The following is a 20,639-nucleotide window of genomic DNA, read 5'->3' as shown; positions in this document are numbered from 1 at the left end:
TGCCTGTGAAGCCCTAAAATAGCACAACTCCCGGGACCGGTCTTACTTGCTGGCCCCGTTCAGCAGCATCTCGTTCAGACGCTTGACGAAGGTGGCCGGATCGCTCAGCGAACCGCCCTCGGCCAGCAGCGCCTGGTCGAACAGGATGTTGGCCCAGTCGCTGAAGGCGCTGCCCGCCTCCTCGTACTTCAGGCGCGTCACCAGCGGATGGTTGGGGTTGATCTCCAGGATGGGCTTGGACTCCGGCGCGCTCTGGCCGGCCGCCTTCAGCATGCGCAGCAGGTTGCCCGACAGCTCATGCTCGTCCGCCACCAGGCAGGCCGGCGAATCGGTCAGGCGGAACGTCACGCGCACGTCCTTGGCCTTGTCCGACAAGGCTTCCTTCATCTTGCCGACCAAATCCTTGTACGAGGTCTCGGTCTCCTCGTGCTCCTTCTTCTCGGCCTCGTCCTCCAGCGCGCCCAGATCCAGGCCGCCCTTGGCCACCGACACCAGCTCCTTGCCTTCGAACTCGGTCAGGAAGGACAGCATCCACTCGTCCACGCGGTCGGTCAGCAGCAGCACCTCCACGCCCTTCTTGCGGAAAATCTCCAGGTGCGGCGAGTTCTTCGCGGCGACGTAGTTATCGGCAGTGACGTAGTAGATCTTGTCCTGGCCTTCCTTCAGGCGCGCCACGTACTGCTCCAGCGAGACGCTTTGCTCGTCGCTGTCGTTGGCGGTCGAGGCGAAGCGCAGCAGCTTGGCCAGACGGTCCTTGTTGGTCGCGTCCTCGCCGATGCCCTCCTTCAGCACCTGGCCGAACTCCTTCCAGAAGGTGACGTACTTGTCCTTCTTCTCCTGCTCGTCGGCGTTCGCCAGTTCCTCCAGCATGCCGATCACGCGCTTGGTCGAGCCGTCGCGGATCACCTTCACATCGCGCGACTCCTGCAGGATCTCGCGCGACACGTTCAGCGGCAGGTCGGCCGAATCGATCACGCCCTTGACCATGCGCAGGTAGGCCGGCATCAGCTGCTCGGCGTCGTCCATGATGAACACGCGCTTGACATACAGCTTGATGCCGCCGCGCTTGTTGCGGTCCCACAGGTCGAACGGCGCCTTGGCCGGAATGTACAGCAGCTGCGTGTACTCGCTGCGGCCCTCCACGCGGTTGTGGGTGTGCGTCAGCGGCGCCTGGAAGTCGTGCGACACATGCTTGTAGAATTCGTCGTACTGCTCCGGCGTGATGTCCGCCTTGTTGCGGGCCCACAGCGCGCTGGCCTGGTTGATGGTCTCCAGTTCGTCCTTGACGACGGTTTCCTTCTTCTCCTCGTCCCACTCCTCCTTCGCCATCACGATAGGCAGCGAGATGTGGTCCGAGTACTTGCGGATGATGGACTTGATCTTCCACGACGACAGCAGCTCGTCCTCGCCCTCGCGCAGATGCAGGATGATGTCGGTGCCGCGGCCGGTCTTCTCGATCTGCTCGACCGAGTAATCGCCCTCGCCGGCCGATTCCCAGCGCACCCCTTCGGAGGCCGGCGCGCCGGCGCGGCGGGTTTCGACGGTGATCTTGTCGGCCACGATGAAGCCCGAATAGAAGCCCACGCCGAACTGGCCGATCAGGGCCGCGTCCTGCTGCTGGTCGCCCGACAGCTTGCCGAAGAACTCCTTGGTGCCCGATTTGGCGATGGTGCCCAGGTGCGAGATCGCCTCGTCGCGGCTCATGCCGATGCCGTTGTCGGAGATCGTGATGGTGCGCGCGGCCTTGTCGAACGATACCTTGATCTTCAGCTCATGGTCGTTGCCGTACAGGGCGTCGTTGTTGATCGCCTCGAAGCGCAGCTTGTCGGACGCGTCGGACGCGTTCGAAATGAGCTCGCGCAGGAAAATCTCCTTGTTGGAGTACAGCGAGTGGATCATCAGCTGCAGCAGCTGCTTCACTTCGGCCTGAAAACCCAGGGTTTGCTTATCGGTGTCTGCCATTTTGAAAGCCTCAATAGTCTTGTGGTGGTTGATACAAAAAACGCAAAAGTTCCAAGAAAGTGGGGATTATAAGAGCGATTTCAAGAGCGGCCCCTCATTTGCCCAACTCCCGTTCGAGGAAACGCCACACCGCCGGCTCCTGCATGGCCGCCACATTGAGCCGCATGCGGGTCGACGGCAGCTGCTTGGGCGAGAACAGGCTGCCCGGCGCCAGCAGCAGGTTGTGCGCCATCGCGCGCTCGGTGAGCACATTGGTGTCGCAGCCGGCATCGACCCACACGAACATGCCGGCCGGCGCCACCACATCCACCTTCAGGCCCACCCGCTCCATCTGGCGGATGGTCTTGGCGCGGATGCCGTCCAGCCGCGCGCGCACCCTGTCCGTATGCTTGCGGAACGAGCCTTCCGACAGCACCTTGTACACAACCCGCTCGCCGATATCGCTGGTGGTGAGCATGGTCAGCATCTTGCGGTCGGCCAGGCGCTCGGCGCGCTCCGGCGAGGTCGCGATGAAGCCCACCCGCAGGTTGGCCGCCATCGTCTTCGAAAAGCCGCCCAGGTAGATCACCCGCTGCAGCTGGTCCAGCGCCGCCAGCCGCGTGGCCGGCTGCACCGCGGCGCCCGGATGCAGGTCGCAATAGATGTCGTCCTCGACGATGATGAAGTCGTGCTCCTCCGCCAGCCGCAGTACCTGGAACGCCTTGGCCGCCGTCAGCGAGGTCGAACTGGGGTTGTGCAGCACCGAATTGATGATGTACAGCTTGGGCTTGTGCAGCGCCGCCAGCTCCGCCAGCTGCGCGATGTCCGGGCCGTCGGCCAGGCGCGGAATGCCCACCACCTTGGCGCCCAGCGCCGCGAAGGAGCCGAACATCAGGAACCAGGCCGGATCGTCGACGAAGATGGTGTCGCCGGGGCGCGTGAACTCGCGCGCCACCAGGTCCAGCGCCTGCGTCACGCCGGCCGTGGTGACGATCTGCTCCGGCGCGGCGGCGATCTCCATCTCGGCCAACTTCAGCTGCAGCTGCTGGCGCAGCGGCAGGAAGCCCTGCGGCACGCCATAGCCGATCAGCAGATTGGGGTTCTGCCGGCTGACCGCCCGCAGCGCGTTGCCGATGGCGACGCCGTCCAGCCAGTCCGGCGGCAGCACGCCGGTGCCCGGCATCTGCCCGTGCGGCATCTGGCGGAACATATTCCGCACCAGCCAGACCACATCGATCGGCTTGACGCCCGGGTGATCGCGTTCCGCCTCGCCCGTCCTGCGCCGCCCGCCCGGACGCCGCTCCGCCAGATTCAGCTCCATCGCCGCCGGCTCGCGCACGAAGAAGCCCGCGCCCCGGCGCGACTCCAGATAGCCCGAGGCCACCAGCTTGTCGTAGCTGGCCACCACCGTGAACGCCGACACTCCATGCGCCGCCGCGAACGCGCGGATCGACGGCATGCGCGCACCGCCGCGCAGCAGGCGGTCGTCGATGCGCGCCGCCACCGAGCGCACGATCTGGTCGATCAGCGTCTCGCCCGACTCGCGCGACAGCAGGCCCACGATAGTCCCGGACTGCGCCGCCTTGCCAGCCGCTCGTCCCGCACGCGCTGGCGCAGGCGTCGGCGCCACCGCCGCCACCGCAGGCCCCGGCGCGGCCGCCGCCACCGCCCGGCTGGATGCCGCCTTGGCCGCCGAACGCGCCTCGGCGGCCGCCAGCGCATCGGCCACCGCCTCCGCCGCAGCCGACGCCGCGGCGCCCAAAAGTGAAGTGCGCGTGCGTGTATTGGTCATTTTACCGTCACAGTATGAGAAATTATGTGCACAAGTGTACTGGCACTGTACTGGTTTTGTCACGTAGCATACATCCATACCAACCATCACCGCCACCGGAGACCCGCATGACCCACAGCGCCCCGCCGCCCGCCGCCGTCACCATCGCCACCCGTCCCGGCCTGAGCGACGAAACCAGCGGCATGCTGCTCGGCCTGATCGCGGTCGTCATCTTCAGCCTGACGCTCCCCTTCACCCGGCTGGCCGTGGGCGGCGCCCTGGCCAGCCAAGGCGCCGGCCTCCCGCCCGCCTTCGTCGCCCTCGGCCGCGCGCTGGTGGCCGCCGCGCTGGCCGCCGGCTGGCTGGCCTGGAAGCGCGCGCCGCTGCCGCCGCGCTCCGCCCTGCCGGCGCTGGCCATGGTGGCGCTGGGCTGCATCATCGGCTTCCCGTGGCTGACCTCCATCGCCATGCGCAGCCTGCCCGCCGCCCACGGCGCCGTGCTGGTCGGCATCCTGCCGCTGGCCACCGCCGTCTTCGGCGCCCTGCTGGCCGGCGAAAAGCCGTCGGCCGGCTTCTGGATCATGGCCAGTGTGGGCTCGGCGCTGGTGATCGGCTTTGCGCTGGGCCAGAGCGGCGGCAGTCTGCAGCCGGCCGACCTGGCCATCTTCCTGGCCGTGCTGCTGGCTGCCATGGGCTACGCCGCCGGCGGCCGCCTGTCGCAGACGCTGGGCGGACAGCAGACCATCTGCTGGGCGCTGCTGCTGTCGGCGCCGGTGCTGCTGCCGCTGGTGGGCTGGCTGTGCTGGCAGGACGGCCCGCGCCTGGCCGCCGCCGGCGCCGCCGCCTGGACCGGCTTCGCCTACGTCTGCGTGTTCTCGATGTTCATCGGCTTCTTCTTCTGGTACCGCGGCATGGCGCTGGGCGGCGTGGCGCGGGTCGGCCAGGTGCAGCTGGTCCAGCCCTTCCTGTCGCTGCTCGGCGCGGCCCTGGTGCTGGGCGAAACGCTGGCCTGGCCCACCGTGGTTTTTGCAATCGCCGTCATCGCCGTGGTGGGTGCCGGCCGCAAAATGCAGGTAAAACGGGGCTAAAACCGTAGACTATCTTGATTTCGCCGCGATTGCGGGCATGCCCAGCCGCTGACGTACAATATCGGTCTTGAACCAGCATTTCCCACTTACTCTTTGGATAACCACATGTCTGTCTACGAAAAACTGCAAGCCCTCGATATCACCCTGGCCGCACCTGCCACCCCGGCGGCGGCCTACGTCATGTACGCCCAAACCGGCAACCTGGTGTTCCTGTCGGGTCATATCGCCAAGCGCGCCGACGGCAGCGTGTGGGTCGGCCAGTTGGGCAAGAACATCGACACCGCCGAAGGCAAGGCCGCCGCGCGCGCCATCGCCGTGGACCTGATGGGCACCCTGCAGGCGGCCGTCGGCGGCGACCTGACCCGCGTCAAGCGCATCGTCAAGGTCATGAGCCTGGTGAACTCCACCCCTGAATTTACCGAACAGCACCTGGTCACCAACGGCGCCTCCGAGCTGCTGGGCGAAGTCTTCGGCGAAGCCGGCAAGCACGCCCGCTCGGCCTTTGGTGTCGCACAAATCCCGCTTGGCGCCTGCGTCGAAATCGAACTGATCGCGGAAGTCGCGTAAGCGGGCGGCTTCTTACCCGAAGCCGTTCCTTTTATAAGAGCACGCCACAAGCGGCTTGTTGAACAACCGGCAGCGCCGGTTACCTTTAGTGAGACATGTATGAAAATCGAAAACCCTAATCCGATCCAGTGGCGCTTCTCCGAACGCGCCGACCAGCTGCAATCGTCGTTCATCCGCGAGATCCTCAAGATCACCCAGCAGCCGGAGATCATCTCCTTCGCCGGCGGCCTGCCGTCGCCGCTGACTTTCCCGGTCGACGAGATGAAAGCCGCCTTCGACAAGGTGCTCAGCGAAAACGGCAAGGTCGCCCTGCAATACGGCCCGACCGACGGCTATCTGCCGCTGCGCCAGTGGATCGCCGACTCCCTCTCCACCAACGGCGCGAAGATCGTGCCGGAACAGGTCTTGATGACCTCCGGCTCCCAGCAGGCGCTGGACCTGCTGGGCAAGGTGCTGATCGACGAAGGCAGCCGCGTGCTGGTCGAGACCCCGTCCTACCTGGGCGCGCTGCAGGCGTTCTCGGTCTACCGTCCTGAATTCAAATCCGTCGCCACCGACGAACACGGCCTGGTGCCGTCGTCGCTGGACGCCGTGGCCCAGGGCGCGCGCCTGCTGTACGCGCTGCCGAACTTCCAGAACCCGACCGGCCGCACCCTGTCCGTCGAGCGCCGCCTGGAGCTGGTGGAAACCTGCGCCCGCCTCGGCCTGCCGCTGATCGAGGACGACCCGTACGGCGCCCTGAGCTACAAGGGCGACCCGCTGCCGAAGATGGTGGCGATGAACCCGGACGGCGTGATCTACATGGGCTCCTTCTCCAAGGTGCTGACCCCCGGCATCCGCCTGGGCTACGTGGTCGCCCCGCTGCCGCTGGTGCGCCGCCTGGAGCTGGCCAAGCAGGCCGCCGACCTGCACACCTCGCAGCTGACCCAGATGGTCGTGCACGAAGTGATCAAGGACGGCTTCCTGGGCCGCCACATCCCGAAAATCCGCGCCCTGTACGGCGACCAGTGCCAGGTCATGCTGGACGCCATGGCCCAGCACTTCCCGGCCGGCGTCGAGTGGACCAAGCCGGAAGGCGGCATGTTCATCTGGGTCACGCTGCCTAAGCACATCGACGCCATGAAGCTGCTGGACGAAGCCATTGCCCAGAAGGTCGCCTTCGTACCGGGTTCGCCGTTCTACGCCAACGAGCCGGAAACGAACACGCTGCGCCTGTCCTTCGTCACCGTGGCGCCGGATCGCATCCGCACCGGCATCGAGATTCTCGGCAAGCTGATCGCCGCCAAGATCTAAGCCGCCCTACCGTTTGCGGGCGGCCCGCGCCGCCCGCAAATACAACATCTGTGCCGCGACTTTATCACCAAAAGTCACACAACCCCGCCAAAGCCGTAACATCCCGCCAACATTAATCAAGCCAGTGCCATCGCGGCGTGGCGTGGCCGCCAATTCCGAAGACTTACTCAAAAAACCACTCATGTTTTTCCACATGGAGGCGGCCTGAAGCGTTATGATTTGAACGAATAGTCACTTTCCTATCAGGCCAGCCTTTGTTCAACCCAGTCCCCAATCCTCTCCTAGCCACGCGGCGCGACGCCGCGATACTCATAGTGGACGACGCGCCGGAGAACCTGAGCGCGCTGCGCAAGCTGATGGTCCAGCAAGGCTATCAGACCTTTGTCGCCACCTCGGGCGAGCGGGCGCTCAAGATCGCCCGCCGCGTCCATCCGGACCTGATCCTGCTCGACGTGGTCATGCCCGGCATGGACGGCTTCGAAACCTGCCGCCAGCTCAAAAGCCACGCCGCCACCCAGCGCATCCCGGTCATCTTCATGAGCGCGCGCACCGACACCGACGACGTGGTGGCCGGCTTCGACATCGGCGCGGTGGACTACATCAGCAAGCCGCTGCGCATGGCCGAGGTGAGCGCCCGCGTGCGCACCCAGCTCACCATCCGCAGCCGCAGCGAGACCCAGGAGGAACAGGCCGAGCGCCTGCGCACCATCGTCAACAACATGGCCGAGGGCCTGCTGATCATCGAGGCGGACGGCCGCATCCAGTTCACCAACCCGGCCTGCGACAAATACCTGGGCTACCAGGAAAACGAACTGGCCGGCCGCTCCATCGCCGACCTGCTCAACCCCCTGGTGGCGCAGGAATACCTGGACTACTTCGACCGCTACGCCGCCGCGCCGGAAACGGCGCACAGCCACGGCACGCGCGAGGTGATCATCCGCCACCGCAACGGCAGCTCGGTGTGCATGGACCTGACCTTGACGCCGATGTACCTGCGCCAGCCGCTGTTCATCGGCCTGCTGCACGACATCACCCACCACAAGCAGTCGGAGGACGCGCTGCAGCGCGCCGCCATGGTCGACCCGCTGACCAAGATCGCCAACCGCCGCCACTTCGACACCTTCCTGGAAAAGGAATGGCAGCGCGCCATGCGCAGCGGCCTGCCCTTGTCGCTGGTGGTGCTGGACGTCGACCACTTCAAGCTGTACAACGACACCCTGGGCCACCCAGCCGGCGACGCCTGCCTGCAGCAGGTGGCGCAGGCCATCGCCTCGCACGCGCTGCGCCCGACCGACCTGGCCGCGCGCTACGGCGGCGAGGAGTTCGTGCTGCTGTTCGCCGAGACCGACGGCGACTCGGCCCACCTGCTGGCCGAATCGATCCGCGCCCACGTCGAATCGCTGCAGATCCCGCACCCGCGCTCGACCACCTCGGCGTGGCTGACGGTGAGCATCGGCGTGGCGACCATCAAGCCGCACCAGCTGGACAACATCGAATCGCTGTTCGTCGCCGCCGACCGCGCCATGTACGTGGCCAAGGAAGGCGGCCGCAATCAGGTGCAGGCCACCACCACCGGCAGCGCCGCGATGGAGGCCGTCAAGGCGCTGGTGATGCGCTGATCCTGCCATGGCCGCGCAGGGCCTTGAGCCCGAGCGGCACGCTGGCCGCCAGCGCCAGCAGCGAGAACAGGATCACGCCCACGCCGCCCAGGCCCTGGAACAGCGCCCCGGCGCCGACCGTCCCCAGCGCCACTGCGGCGAAGGTCACCACCACCGATTGCGACAGCAGCGTGCCGTCGCGGTCGCGCGCCGAGATGAAGCTGTTCAGTATCGCCATGACGGTATAGAAGGCGGCGTTCAGCGCCAGCTGCGCCACAAAGAAAGCCGCCACGCTGCGCGCCATGAAGAAGCCGGCCACCGACGCCGACATCACCGCCAGCGCCGCCATCACCGTCAGTCCGCGCCGCGCCGCCAGCGCCGGAATGGCCGGCACCACCGCGCCGAAGAACCCCAGCAGCGACGACAGCGACAGCAGCATGCCGATGGCCGGCAGCGACAGGCCGATGCGCTCCCCCTGCAGCGCCGACACCGCCCACACGCCCGCTTGCACGCTGTAGACGCCGACGAACACGCCCCACGCCAGCCACACCTCCGCCCGGCCGCGCCGGTGGCGGGCATGGACCGCAGGCTGCGGCGCCGGCATCAGCGCCGGCACCCGCGCCGCCGCCAGCCCCAGCACCGCCGCCAGCAGCGCCAGTCCGTACCAGATCCCGCTGCCCGCCGCCACGCCCGGCAGCAGCGTCAGTAGCGTGAACACCCCCGCCACCGCCAGCCCGGAAAGCAGCAGCACCACGCCCCACAGGCGCTCCGCGTCGCGATGGCAGGCCAGGCAAATGCCGACCATGACGATCATCTGCGCCTCGCAAAAGCCGGCCGCGAAGCGCGCCCCGGCAAACGCCGGCGCCGACACCGTCAACGCCGACAGCACCTGGCTCCACACCAGCAGCACCAGCGCGCCGGCGGTGAGCTGCGACGGCCAGCGCCTGGCCAGCGCCGGCAGCGCGATGCAGCCGGCCAGCATGCCCACCATCTCCGCCCCGGCCAGCATGGTGGCCGCGCCCTCGTCCAGCCGCAGGCGCGCCATCGCGTTCGTCACCAGCAGCGGCATCATGGTGGTGCCGCCTATGCCCAGCGCCCAGCAGGAGGCCAGGACGAAGGTGGGACGGATTTTGCGTGCGCGCTGCGCTGGCGTGATGATCATCTTTTCTCCGAAGTGAGCGGCGAGATTGCACGCTGGAGTCAAGCATACGGCGGCGGCGCGCGCCGAGGGGGCCGAAGCGGCCAAAAAGAGACACCGATCCGGCCATTTCCGCGCCGGGCGCCCCGCGCCCGCGAATCCATACTATGCTGGCTCCATCGACAAAAGGAGCAACCGTGACGGCGAAATCCCACCACCCCGATTCCGACGCCGACGTGCCGCCCCATGTGATCCGCCAGGTGCTGCAGCTGCTCGCAAGCCGCGGCCATTCGCCCGAGCGCCTGTGCAAGGGCCTGGGCTTCACGCCGGAGAACCTGTGCGACGCCAGCTTCCGCGTCTCCTACCGCCAAACCAGCCTGTTGGTGAAGCGCGCCATGCAGCGCTGGGGCGACCCGGCCCTCGGCATCGCCACCGGCGCGCGCCAGACCGTGGTCTGTTTCGGCCTGCCCGGCCTGGGCATGCTGACCTGCGCCACGCTGGGCGAGGCCTTCCACTACCTGATCCGCCACCAGCGCGCCGCCGGCTCGCTCACCGTCAATGAACTCGGCTTCCTCGACGAACACCACTTCGTCGCCGAAGTCGCCACCCGATTTCACGATCCTGAAATGGAGCCCTTCTTCATCGAGGAGATTTTCGTCAGCAGCGTGGAAGTGTCGCGCGCGCTGGTCGGCTCGCACTTCCGGCCGGCGCGGCTGGAGCTGCGCTACCCGCGCCCGGCCTACGCCAGCGCCTACAACGAATATTTCCGCTGCCCGGTGACGTTCAACGCGCCGATGAACCGGCTGATCTGCGACATGGCCTGGTTCCACTGCCCGCTGCCCACCTACGACCGCTACATGCAGGCCTCCCTGCAGGCGCAGATCGGCCAGCTGCTGGCCGTGGACCAGCCGCGCAACGACCTTGTGGAATCGATCATGAACCTGTTGCGCGCCTCGGTGGACGAGGCACCCGGTCTGGCGGCGGTCGGCGCGGCGCTCAACCTCAGCGAGCGCACGCTGCGCCGCCGGCTGTCGGACCTGAACACGAGTTATCAGCGGCTGGTCGACCAGGTGCGCTACGAATGCGCGCTGGACCTGCTCAAGCGCAGCGACCTGCCGCTGGTGGAAATCGCCATGGCCACCGGTTTCACCGATGCCCGCAATTTCCGCCGCGCGTTCAAGCGCTGGTCCGGCATGCTGCCGAACCAGGTGCGGCAAGGCGCCGCCGCGCCGCGCCTGAACGCCTGGGCCTAGGGCATCAGGACAGCTCCCACTTCCCTTCGCGGGCCACCGCCAGCCCGCGCTTGCGCAGCGACTCCAGGTAGCGCGCATGGCCGCGCACTCCCTTCTTGCGGAACAGCGGTATCAAGCGCGGAAGGAAGTTCGGCGCCAGCATCGCCAGCCGCACCGACCACGACTCGCTCCAGCGCGGATAGCGCTCCAGACAGGGGTTGTCGAGCATGCGCATCACCTGGCGCGCCACGTCCGCCGGCTGCTGCGGCGGGTCCATGAACTGCAGCGTGTTGCCGCCCTCGACCGCCTCGCGCATCAGCATCGGCGTCTCCGTCGCCGAGGGCAGCACGCTGCCCACATGCACGCCGTGCCGCTCGCGGTCCATGCCCAGGCACAGCATCGCCCCGCGCAGCCCGAACTTGGTGGCCGAATACACGCCCGTCTCCGGCAGCGGGAAGATGCCGCCCAGGGACACGGTGTTGATCACGCGGCCGTCGCCGCTGCGCTGCAGGGCCGCGAAGGCCAGCCGCGTGAGCACGATGGGCGACAGCAGGTTGATGTTCAGCTCACCCAGGATATGCTCGACCGAACGTTCCTCGAAATGGCCGGTGCCGGTGATGGCGGCGTTGTTGACCAGGATATCGAGCCGGCCGTAGCGCGCCTGCACAAAGGCCAGCAAGGCGGGCAGCTTGCTGAAATCGGACAGGTCGACCGCCACGCCGACCGCCGCCGGTCCCAGCTCGGCGGTGGCGCGGTCCAGCGCATCCTGGTTATGGTCGGCCAGCACGCAGATGATGCCGCGCTCGATGAAGCCCCGGCAGATCTCGCGGCCGATGCCGCCGGCGCCGCCGGTGATAAGGGCGATCCTGCCGCTCTTCGATGTCATTGCCATGTGTGTTCCTCTCAGATGGTGCCGCCGGCCGCGCCGAGCTGCATCCAGATGGTCTTGGTCTCGGTGTACTGGTCGTGCGCCATCAGCGATTTTTCGCGCCCGCCGAAGCCGGACTCCTTGTAGCCGCCGAACGGCACGCCGGTGTCTCCCTCGGAGAAGCAGTTGACCGACACCGTGCCGGCGCGTATCGCCCGCGCCACGCCATGCGCCGCATCCAGATTGCTGGTGTAGACCGAGGAAGCCAGGCCGTAGTTGGTGTCGTTGGCCATCGCCACGCCCTCGGCCAGCGTGTCGAAAGCCAGCACCGACAGCACCGGCCCGAATATCTCCTCGCGCGCGATGTTCATCGACGGCTGCACATGGTCGAAAATCGTCGGCTCCACGAAGCTGCCGCCGGAATCGCGCCGCACCTGCGCGCCGCCGTGCACCAGCGCCGCGCCCTGCGCCTTGCCGCCGTCGATGTAGGCCAGCACGCGCTGCATGTGTCCAGGTTCGATCAGCGCGCCCACCCGCGTGGCCGGATCGAGCGGATCGCCGACCCGCCACTCGTCGAACGCGCCCTTGACCAGCTCCAGCAGCTCCTCCTTGCGCGAGCGATGCACGATCAGGCGCGAGCCCGCGCTGCAGTTCTCGCCCTGGCAGAACAGCGCCCCGGTGGCCACCTGCTGCGCCACGCGCGGCAGGTCGGCGGCGTCGGCCAGCACCAGCGCCGGGCTCTTGCCGCCGCATTCGAGCACCACCCGCTTCAGGTTCGACTCCGCCGAATACTTCAGGAACAGCCGTCCCACCTCGCCCGAGCCGGTGAAGCTGATGCAGTCGATGTCGCGGTGCCGGCCCATCGCCTGCCCCACCGTCTCGCCGTAGCCCGGCACGATATTGAGCACGCCCTCCGGCACGCCGGCCTCCAGCGCCAGGCGGCCCAGCATCAGCGCCGTCAGCGACGTCTGCTCGGCGGGCTTGATCACCATCGAATTGCCGCTGGCGAGCGCGGGACCGATCTTCCAGCCGGCCAGGTACAGCGGAAAATTCCACGGCAGGACCGCGCCCACCACGCCGATCGGCTCGCGCACGATCATCGCCACCACATCGGGCGCGGTCGGCGCCATCTGGTCGTACAATTTGTCGGCCGCCTCGGCGTGCCAGCGCAGGCTCTCGATCATGTCCGGCAGGTCGGCCGCCAGCGCATCGCGTATCGGCTTGCCCGAGTCCAGGCTCTCCATCAACGCCAGCGTCTCCAGGTTGGCCTCGACCAGGTCGGCCAGGCGCAGCAGCACCTTCTTGCGGTGCTTGGGCGATGCGCCCGACCAGTGACCGCGCTCGAACGCCTGGCGCGCCGCGCTGACCGCGTCGTCCACCTCCACCGCGCCGCAGCGCGCGATGCCGGCCAGGCGCCGCCCGTTGGCTGGGTTGATGGAGTCGAACTCCTCGGCCGAGACGGCGTTGACGAAGCGTCCGCCGATCAGCGCGCGGGTTTCAAAATCCAGCTGCGCCGCTTGCTGCTGGTAGTACTGCAAAGTCTTGTCCATGTATGCGTTCCTCATGCGGCCACGCGCAGCGCGGGCGACGGCCGCGCCGAAGCGCCGGTGCGCAGATGGTCGTAATAGGTCTCGCTCAGCTCCGGCCAGCCCATCTTCCTGCGCAGGCGCTTCAGGTAGGACTTGAGCGCGTGCGCCTCCAGATAGACCTCGTGCCGCTGCGACTTGACGAATTTCAGGCCGCCCGACAGGTCCGGATCGTCGCCCGCGATGAGCGCGTCGAACCGGCTGGCGCCACTCGGGTTGTCCAACTGGTCGCGCAGATAGGCGGCGATCATGAAGGCTTCCGTGTCGAACAGCTTGTAGGCGCTGGAATTGGTTTCGACATAGCCGATGCCGAACAGGTTGCGGTGGTCGCGGCTGAACATCGACAGATAGAGCTGCGGCCTGCCGCCGCGCCACTCGAAATACTCGGCCGCGTATTTGCAGCTCCACTTGTAGCCGGTGGCGTAGATCACCAAGTCCAGCTGCTCGCGGCTGCCGTCCTTGAAGACCACATCGTCGCCGTCGTAGTAGGCCACATCGGGCTTGACGGCGATATTGCCGTGCTGGAGATTGTGCAGCAGCTGGGAGTTGAGCAACGGATGGCTCTCGAACAGGCGGTGGTCCGGCTTGGGCAGGCCAAAGCGCGTCAGGTCGCCGGTGAACATCTTCAGCAGCAGGCCCATGACCGGGCGCGCGATCCACATCGGCAGGTGCGGGCCGCTCTCGCTCACCTGGTCGGCCGGCAGGCCAAACAGATGCTTGGGAATGAAGTGGTAACCGCGCCGCAGGCTGATGAAAGCCTTGTCCGCGCGCGCCGCCGCGTCGCAGCCGATATCCGCGCCGGAGTTGCCGGCGCCGACGATCATCACCCGCTTGCCGGCGAATTCGTCGCTGCTCTTGTAGGTGACGGAATGGCGGATCTCGCCGTTGAAGTGCCCCTTCACCTCCGGCATATTGGGATCCCAGTTGCAGCCCGTCGCGCAGATCACGGCGCGATACCGCCGGCGGCTGCCGTCGCCCAGCGTCACCACCCATGCGCCGCCGTCCTCCTTGCGCACGTTGAGCACCGGCGTGTTGAAGCGAATCGCGCCGCGCAGATCGAAGGCGTCAGCGTAGCTGCGCACATAGCTCAGGATCTGCTGGTTGGTGGGATAGTCCGGGAAGGTCTTCGGCATCGGAAAGCCGATAAAGCCCGACAGGTCGCGCGACGAGATGAAGTGCGCCGATTCGTAGATCGGGCTACCGGGATTGCCCATGTCCCAGATGCCGCCCACGTCCGAATGACGCTCGAACTGCTCGTACTCCAGCTTCATGCCCTTCAAGGCCCGCGCCGCCGACAGGCCGCCCGGCCCCGCCCCCACCACGCACACCGCGTTGCCGCACTCGATAATTTTATCCGTCTGTTGGTCAGCCATGTTCTATCTCCCGTTTTATGAAAAGCCAGGATTCATTGTGCAAACAAAGCCGCCGCCGCACGGGGGCCAAAAGGACAGGCAGGGAGCAATTCCGGCCAAGCCGGCCGCTTGGGCGCGCTTACAACGGCGGGGCCGCCTTGGCCATGCCGGCATCCCCGGCTGTCCGATCCAGCCCCCCTCCCCGTTCGGCGCGCGTCTACAGTCCATTCGCAAGGCAGCAAAAAACATAACCAACGAACCGGGAGATATCGTGAAGACAGCAGCAAAGCCACCATCCAGCCATATGCGCACCCTCGCGCACAGCATCGCCATCGCCTTCGCCGGGGGCGCGGCGCTCGCAGCGAACGCCGCCAACGACGACATCCAAAAAGTGGTCGTCACCGCGCAATCGCGCTCGCAATCGGCGCAGGAAGTGCCGATCTCGATGGAGGTCGTATCGGCCAAGGACATCCAGAACCTCGGCGCCAAGAACCTCGGCGATTTGAACGGCTACCTGCCCGGGCTTCAGGTGGACTCCACCCAGGCCACGCAGCCGGTGTTCGGCATACGCGGCGTGCAGCCGGGCGATTTCGGCATCGGCACCGATACGCCGGTCGGCATCTACGTGGACGGCGTCTACACCGGCAAGACCGGCGGCGCCCTGATGAACTTCATCGACATCCAGCGCGTGGAAGTGCTGAAAGGCCCGCAGGGGACGCTGTTTGGCCGCAACAGCGCCGCCGGCGCGATCTCCGTCGTCACCAATGAACCGGACAGCAGTTTCGACATGGCCGGCCACATCAAGCTGGGCAACTACAACCGCGCCAACATGGACGCGATGATCAACGTCCCGCTGGGCCAGGACACGGCCGCGCGCCTGGTGCTGGTGCGCGCCGCCAGCGACGGGTGGGTGCGCAACAGCGCCACCGGCACCCGCACCGGCGGCGACAACTCCTGGGCCACGCGGCTGTCGCTGAAGCAGAAGATCAAGGACGCCACGCTCAACCTCTCGTGGGAACACGAGCAGCTGCGCCAGCACGGCTGGCCTTCGTTCGGCGTGGTCAAGGATCCCGCGCTGCCGCAGGGCGGCTACACCGGCGCCTATGACGCCGCCTACATCGCCAACTTCGTCGACCCGCGCAAGGCGCCGTTGGAGAACGACACCGACGGCGCCGAGCGGCGCGTGTTCGACGGCGTGACGCTGCGCGCCGAGCTGCCGCTGGGCGGCGTGACGCTGCATTCGACCACCGCCTTCCGCACCTTCTCCTCGTCCAACCTGACCGACAACGACGGCACCAGCCGCGCCGACTTCCACCTGGCCACCGACGACCACAAGAACGCCTACAACTGGCAGCAGGAATTCAAACTGTCCGGCAAGACCGATAAGCTGGACTGGGTCGCCGGCGTGAGCTTCTACGACAACCGCGAACGCCAGACCGCATCCGCCATCGTCAACACCGCGACGCTGGACACCATCAGCCAGATGCAGGGCGGCGCCGCCGATTTCGCCACGCTGTTCGCAGGCCTGGCGCAGGCGGGCGTGCCGGGCGTCGACGGCTCGTCGAATTTCACGTGGGGCGAGAACACCTACAACAAGCTGCATAGCCGCGCGGTGTCGATCTACGAAGACATCATCTGGCACGCCACGCCGTCCACCAACCTGACCGCCGGCGTGCGCTGGAGCCGCGACCGCAAGACCATGCAGTGGTACGTACCCGCGCGCCAGTCGCCGGAGCTCGACCGCCTGCTCAACACCTACGGCCCCGCCGCCGGACTGGATGCCTCGGCCCTGCCGGCCAACGTGGTGTTCAGCGCGGCCGGGCAGCTGGCCGCATCGCCGGTCAGCGCCTCGCACAGCTGGAGCGACTGGAGTCCGCGCGTGGTGGTCGATCATAAGGTGAGCGGCGACCTGCTGCTGTTTGCCTCGCTGTCGCAAGGCTACCAGGCCGGCGGCTTCAACGTCTTCACCCCGCCGTATCCCGCGTCGGCCGACGCCAAGGCGCGCGACCCGAGCTTCGCGCCCGAGAAGATGACCAACCTGGAGCTGGGTTTCAAGCTCTACGTCCCGAGCATCAAGGCCACGCTGAACGGCTCCCTGTTCGCCTACCGCTTCAAGAACCTGCAGGACATCAAGCTCGGTGGCAGCGGCGCCATCTCCACCTACAACATCGTCAGCAGCGACCAGCAGGCCAAGGGTCTGGACCTCGATGGCCGCATCCGCATCGCGCCCGGCCTCACGCTGTTCGCAGGGCTGGAGGTGATCGACCAGACCTACCACCGCTACCAGACCACCGGCGACGGCGGCGTGCCGCTGAACCTCTCCGGGCAGGCGGTCGGCACGCCCTACTTCAGCGGCATGGCCGGCATGAACGGCAGTTGGGAAGCGCCCGGCGGCAGGATCAGCGCGACGCTGCAAGCCAGCTACCACAGCAAGTCCCGCTGCAACGACGACACGCGCGCCCTGCAGTGCATGAACGCGCCGGCCTTCCGCACTGGGGAAGCGGGCAGCAAGGCCGACCTGCGCCTGGCCTGGGACCACGCCAGCGGAAAATTCGGCGTGGCGCTACTGGTCAACAACGTGTTCGACAAGCGCTACGTCTACAACCTCGATGGCCAGACCAAGACGCTCGGCATGCCATATGCCAGCGTCACCGCGCCACGCGCGATCGGCTTGGAGTTGAGGGGCAGCCTGTAACGGCCGACGAACGCGCGGCGGCCTGGTCTGCCGCGCGCCGCAGACAAGGCTAGCGGCAATCGCTACCGTTGTTCATATCGATCATGTCGCCGTTGATGAACGCTGGTGCATCGGTGGCGGTTCACATAATGAAGACGTCGGCCATCCCGATCCCGACGCACGGCCATGCGGCTACCACTTTGCAACGAAATTATATTATTTTGATAATTATCAAATTGTAACAATGTGTGATTATTGCAAGTGGAAACAGGGCTATATTTCATTAGGGCCGTCGCCGGGCCCGCCAGTAACATCCCATATTTACATCGGCTCCACATCCAAACTGTCGGGAGAACGAGATGATTGAAAAGACCTTGCCTGCGATATCGCGCACGGTGCGCACGCATCGAAACCACGCGTGGCGCCTTGGCGCGCTGGTCCTGACGCTGTTGGCTGCGGTGGCGCCCTCTCAAGCGGGCCAGCTCGTCATCGAGAACGCGGCGCAAACCAGCATCGCCTGCACAGTGGACGGATATACCATCCAAAGCGGCGCCAATCACGTGACGTCCTTTACGGTCGAGGCAGGCACGCGCTTAACCGTGGCGCCCAATTCGTCCTTGGCAGTGCCGGCCATTAAGTGGGTCCAGTGCGGCAAGTTAAAGATACTCAACCTGCCCGTGACGGCAACGAGCCCAGACCACAACCTGCTGCTCAACGGACTGCAGACACGGGTGTTGAACGTCTCGCTGTACCCATACCTGCCCAGCGCGCCCGCAAACAATTTTTCCGCGCTGCTCAATTACGTCGTTCAAACCTATCAAGCGCAGAACCCGCTGGTACTGCTGAACGCAGTGATGGACCAGGCCGTCAACACCTATAGCTTCGACGCTTTGCCGGGCTACCTTGGTTCCCAGGGCTTCGACGTGATGGAGTTGGACATGCTGTACTTGGGTTTCCTGGTCAGTAATGGATTAGTCAATCCACAACAGGCACCCGCTACCGCTCCGCTATCGGTCGCGCAGAGCGCGTCGAGCATCGGCGGCGTGCTGTACGGCATACCAAGCTGGTTATGCATGGATTTTCTGTATTCGACCAATCCGGCCGTTCAAGGGTTGACTTCGCTATCGGCGCTGCAATCGTTCCTGGCCCTGGCATCCCCAAACCAGACCGCACTGGTGGGCGACTACGACGGCAAGTGGCGCCTGCCATCGATGTACGTGAACGCTTACGCTCAGACCTACGGCTATACCAGTCTCCAGAATGCCTTCACCATGCCACCCGACGCGACCGTCATGGCGAATCTGAGTTCCCTGGTCAAAACGTGCACGAACGGCGGCAGCGATTACTGCATCGACGGCACCTATCACAATGCCGCGGATGGCATCACCGAACAGGTGTTTGCCAGCGGTACGGCCTACACCGATATGGGATTTTCTGAGCAATCGTTTTTCGTCGCGCTTGCCGGCGACCAGGCGCCGCTGTACGTCGCGCCCGTCCCTTGGGGAAACAACCCACAGCCCTTGTTATTCGCCGACAGTTTCGTGACCAATAGCACGACCTGCCAGCCCAGCTCGCCGTGCGCCGGCGACGCCGCAAATTTCATCGGCTTGATGACCAGTATGCAGATGAAGAACTATATTGTGACGGCGCAGGACCTGCAACTGGGCACGCCGTGGCGCACGCTGCTGGTGCCCTACCAACAATTCTATGCGCAGCCGCAGATTTCGGATAACGCCCTGTACCAGCAATATCAAGCGGTGTTTAATTCGGCGCAGCCATTCCCCAATACCTGGACCGCCAGCACACAAACCAGCATGAGAACGCAGATATGCGCAGCGTTCCAGGCCAATTTCCCCAATTACTACTGCACGACGGCGTCGGCAGCCAAGCAGCCGCTCCTGAAAAAAGCCACGCACAGTACGACCACATCGAAAGGCAAACGACGGGCCGAGGCAGGTCAGAGCCGTTCGGGATAGCCGGTGATATCGGCGATCTCCTGGTACATCGGCTGCAGTTGCTTGTACATGTTCAGGTACACGCGCCGATACAGCTTGTCGTAGATCTGCCGGTTCGCCTCGATCGGATGGAACACGCGGCCTGGCCGCGTCATCGCGCGCGTCGCCGTGTCGAAGTCCTTGTGCAGCCCCAGCCCCGCGGCCACCGCGATGGCCGCGCCCAGTCCGGACGTCTCGTACACATGCGCGCGCGCCGCGGGCAGGCTGAAGATATCGGCCGTCAGCTGCATCGCCGCGTCGCTCTGCGAACCGCCGCCTGCCACGCGCAGCTCCGTCACCGGCACGCCGCTGCGCTTCTCGATGCGCTCCTTCCCCTCGCGCAGCGCGTAGGCCAGGCCTTCGAGGATCGCCCGGTACATATGGGCGCGCGTGTGAACATCGCCAAAGCCGATCATCGCTCCCTTGGCCTCCGGCCCCGGTGTCTTGATGCCGGGGCTCCAGTAAGGCTGCAGCATCAGCCCCATAGAACCGGGCGGCACCTCGTTCACCAACAGATCGAACATCGCCTCCGGCGACGTGCCCTGCTCCGCGCCGGCCATCTGCTCGAAGTGCCCGAACTGCTCCTTGAACCAGTTCACCATCCAGTAGCCCCGGAATATTTGCACCTCCGTGCTGTAGGCGCCCGGAATGGCCGCCGGATAAGGCGGTATCAAGGGCGTGACCTCGACATATTTTTTGGTGGTGGTGTTGATGGTCGCCGTGGTGCCGTAGCTCAGGCAAGCGATATGCGGCTCCAGCGCGCCGGCGCCGATCACCTCACAGGCCTTGTCGGCGGCGGCGGCCACCAGCGGCGTGCCTTCCGGGATGCCGGTCGCCTCGGCGGCGGCGGCGGTGATCGCGCCGATCACCGTGCCCGGCTCCACCAGCTCCGGCAGCATCTCCGGCCGCAGCGCCAGCGCTTCCCATTTCCAGTCGCGCGCACCGGCCCACTTGTGGCGCTTGTAGTCGAACGGCAGATACGCCACCTGCGAACCGATGGAATCGACATGCCGCCCGCACAAGCGGAAATTCAGAAAGCCCGACAACAGCAGGTACTTGTCGGTCCTGGCCCAGATCTCCGGCTGATACTCGGCGATCCAGTTGATCTCCGCCTCGCGCCGGAAGTATTCAATGGTGCCGGAAACACGCGCCAGCTTGAACGCCGTGCGCCACAAAAAACTCAACGGCTTCTGCTTGCCCACGCGGCGCTGGTCCAGCCAGGTGATCGCCGGCCGCAGCACCTTGCCGTCGCGGTCCAGGTTGACCACCGTGCCGCGCTGCGTCGTCACCGCCACGCCCTTGACCGCCGAGCGGGGAATATCGGTGGCGGCCCACAGCTGCCGGCACGCCTGACCGACCGCCATCCAGTAGCCGTCCGCATCGTGCTCCGCCCAGCCGGGGTACTCGGAGAAGTAGGCCTGCAAATGCACCTGCGCCTTGGCGGCCAGGTTGCCATTCAAATCGAACAGCAGCGCGCGCACGCTCTGGGTGCCATTGTCGATGGAAAGTAGGTATTGGTCGGCCATGTCGCTCTAGT

General features: G+C 66.1%; 14 protein-coding genes. 7 read left to right on the top strand and 7 right to left on the bottom strand.

Annotated features, from left to right (window positions below; all coding sequences use genetic code 11):
• Nucleotides 1-42: 42 nt before the first annotated feature.
• Entirely contained in the window at nucleotides 43-1,962 is a 1,920-nt protein-coding gene (gene htpG, locus AC07WS_RS24185; RefSeq protein WP_494731524.1) for a molecular chaperone HtpG, read from the bottom strand.
• Nucleotides 1,963-2,056: 94 nt separating this feature from the next.
• Nucleotides 2,057-3,733, bottom strand: a complete 1,677-nt coding sequence (locus tag AC07WS_RS24180) for an aminotransferase-like domain-containing protein (protein WP_494731523.1) — start codon at nucleotides 3,731-3,733, stop codon at nucleotides 2,057-2,059.
• Nucleotides 3,734-3,840: 107 nt separating this feature from the next.
• Here AC07WS_RS24180 and AC07WS_RS24175 point away from each other — a divergent pair, with 107 nt between their 5' ends.
• The 4 genes from AC07WS_RS24175 to AC07WS_RS24160 all read left to right on the top strand — a co-directional run bounded on the left by AC07WS_RS24175 (nucleotide 3,841) and on the right by AC07WS_RS24160 (nucleotide 8,279).
• Entirely contained in the window at nucleotides 3,841-4,800 is a 960-nt protein-coding gene (locus tag AC07WS_RS24175; RefSeq protein WP_494731522.1) for a DMT family transporter, read from the top strand.
• 105 nt (nucleotides 4,801-4,905) lie between these two features.
• Entirely contained in the window at nucleotides 4,906-5,367 is a 462-nt protein-coding gene (locus AC07WS_RS24170) for a RidA family protein (RefSeq protein ID WP_494731521.1), read from the top strand.
• A 99-nt stretch (nucleotides 5,368-5,466) separates the two neighbouring features.
• On the top strand, nucleotides 5,467-6,660 hold the full coding sequence (locus tag AC07WS_RS24165; protein ID WP_117013611.1) for an aminotransferase-like domain-containing protein: 1,194 nt from the start codon (nucleotides 5,467-5,469) through the stop codon (nucleotides 6,658-6,660).
• A gap of 254 nt (nucleotides 6,661-6,914) precedes the next feature.
• A complete protein-coding gene (locus tag AC07WS_RS24160; RefSeq protein ID WP_494731520.1) occupies nucleotides 6,915-8,279 on the top strand; it encodes a diguanylate cyclase domain-containing protein in 1,365 nt (454 codons plus the stop codon).
• On the opposite strand, the gene AC07WS_RS24155 is transcribed toward AC07WS_RS24160, so the two are convergent.
• Nucleotides 8,257-9,420 (bottom strand): hypothetical protein, encoded by a 1,164-nt coding sequence (locus AC07WS_RS24155; RefSeq protein WP_494731519.1) that lies wholly within the window; start codon nucleotides 9,418-9,420, stop codon nucleotides 8,257-8,259. The genes AC07WS_RS24160 and AC07WS_RS24155 overlap by 23 nt on opposite strands.
• A 173-nt stretch (nucleotides 9,421-9,593) precedes the next feature.
• Between AC07WS_RS24155 and AC07WS_RS24150 the strand changes: the two genes are divergently transcribed.
• Nucleotides 9,594-10,649 (top strand): AraC family transcriptional regulator, encoded by a 1,056-nt coding sequence (locus AC07WS_RS24150; RefSeq protein WP_494731518.1) that lies wholly within the window; start codon nucleotides 9,594-9,596, stop codon nucleotides 10,647-10,649.
• A gap of 4 nt (nucleotides 10,650-10,653) precedes the next feature.
• On the opposite strand, the gene AC07WS_RS24145 is transcribed toward AC07WS_RS24150, so the two are convergent.
• From AC07WS_RS24145 to AC07WS_RS24135, 3 genes are read right to left on the bottom strand one after another with little or no spacing between them, the layout of a single operon-like run.
• Nucleotides 10,654-11,520, bottom strand: coding sequence for an SDR family NAD(P)-dependent oxidoreductase (locus AC07WS_RS24145; RefSeq protein WP_494731517.1), 867 nt, complete (start codon nucleotides 11,518-11,520; stop codon nucleotides 10,654-10,656).
• An 11-nt stretch (nucleotides 11,521-11,531) separates the two neighbouring features.
• The gene (locus AC07WS_RS24140; protein ID WP_494731516.1) at nucleotides 11,532-13,046 is read right to left on the bottom strand and encodes an aldehyde dehydrogenase; all 1,515 of its coding nucleotides are present in this window, start codon (nucleotides 13,044-13,046) and stop codon (nucleotides 11,532-11,534) included.
• Nucleotides 13,047-13,057: 11 nt separating this feature from the next.
• On the bottom strand, nucleotides 13,058-14,455 hold the full coding sequence (locus AC07WS_RS24135; RefSeq protein WP_494731515.1) for a flavin-containing monooxygenase: 1,398 nt from the start codon (nucleotides 14,453-14,455) through the stop codon (nucleotides 13,058-13,060).
• 250 nt (nucleotides 14,456-14,705) lie between these two features.
• On the opposite strand from AC07WS_RS24135, the gene AC07WS_RS24130 reads away from it, so the two are divergent.
• Nucleotides 14,706-17,129, top strand: coding sequence for a TonB-dependent receptor (locus tag AC07WS_RS24130; protein WP_494731514.1), 2,424 nt, complete (start codon nucleotides 14,706-14,708; stop codon nucleotides 17,127-17,129).
• A 338-nt stretch (nucleotides 17,130-17,467) separates the two neighbouring features.
• Nucleotides 17,468-19,084 carry a type 2 periplasmic-binding domain-containing protein gene (locus AC07WS_RS24125; RefSeq protein WP_494731513.1) on the top strand — a complete coding sequence of 539 codons (1,617 nt, stop codon included), beginning with the start codon at nucleotides 17,468-17,470 and terminating at the stop codon, nucleotides 19,082-19,084.
• On the opposite strand, the gene AC07WS_RS24120 is transcribed toward AC07WS_RS24125, so the two are convergent.
• A complete protein-coding gene (locus AC07WS_RS24120) occupies nucleotides 19,066-20,628 on the bottom strand; it encodes an FGGY-family carbohydrate kinase (RefSeq protein WP_494731512.1) in 1,563 nt (520 codons plus the stop codon). The genes AC07WS_RS24125 and AC07WS_RS24120 overlap by 19 nt on opposite strands.
• Between the last annotated feature and the right edge of the window lie 11 nt (nucleotides 20,629-20,639).

Source organism: Duganella sp. GW821-FHT01E12 (assembly GCF_059422325.1).
The sequence above is the reverse complement of the archived record's forward strand: the minus strand, read 5'-3'. Positions and strand labels throughout refer to the sequence as shown.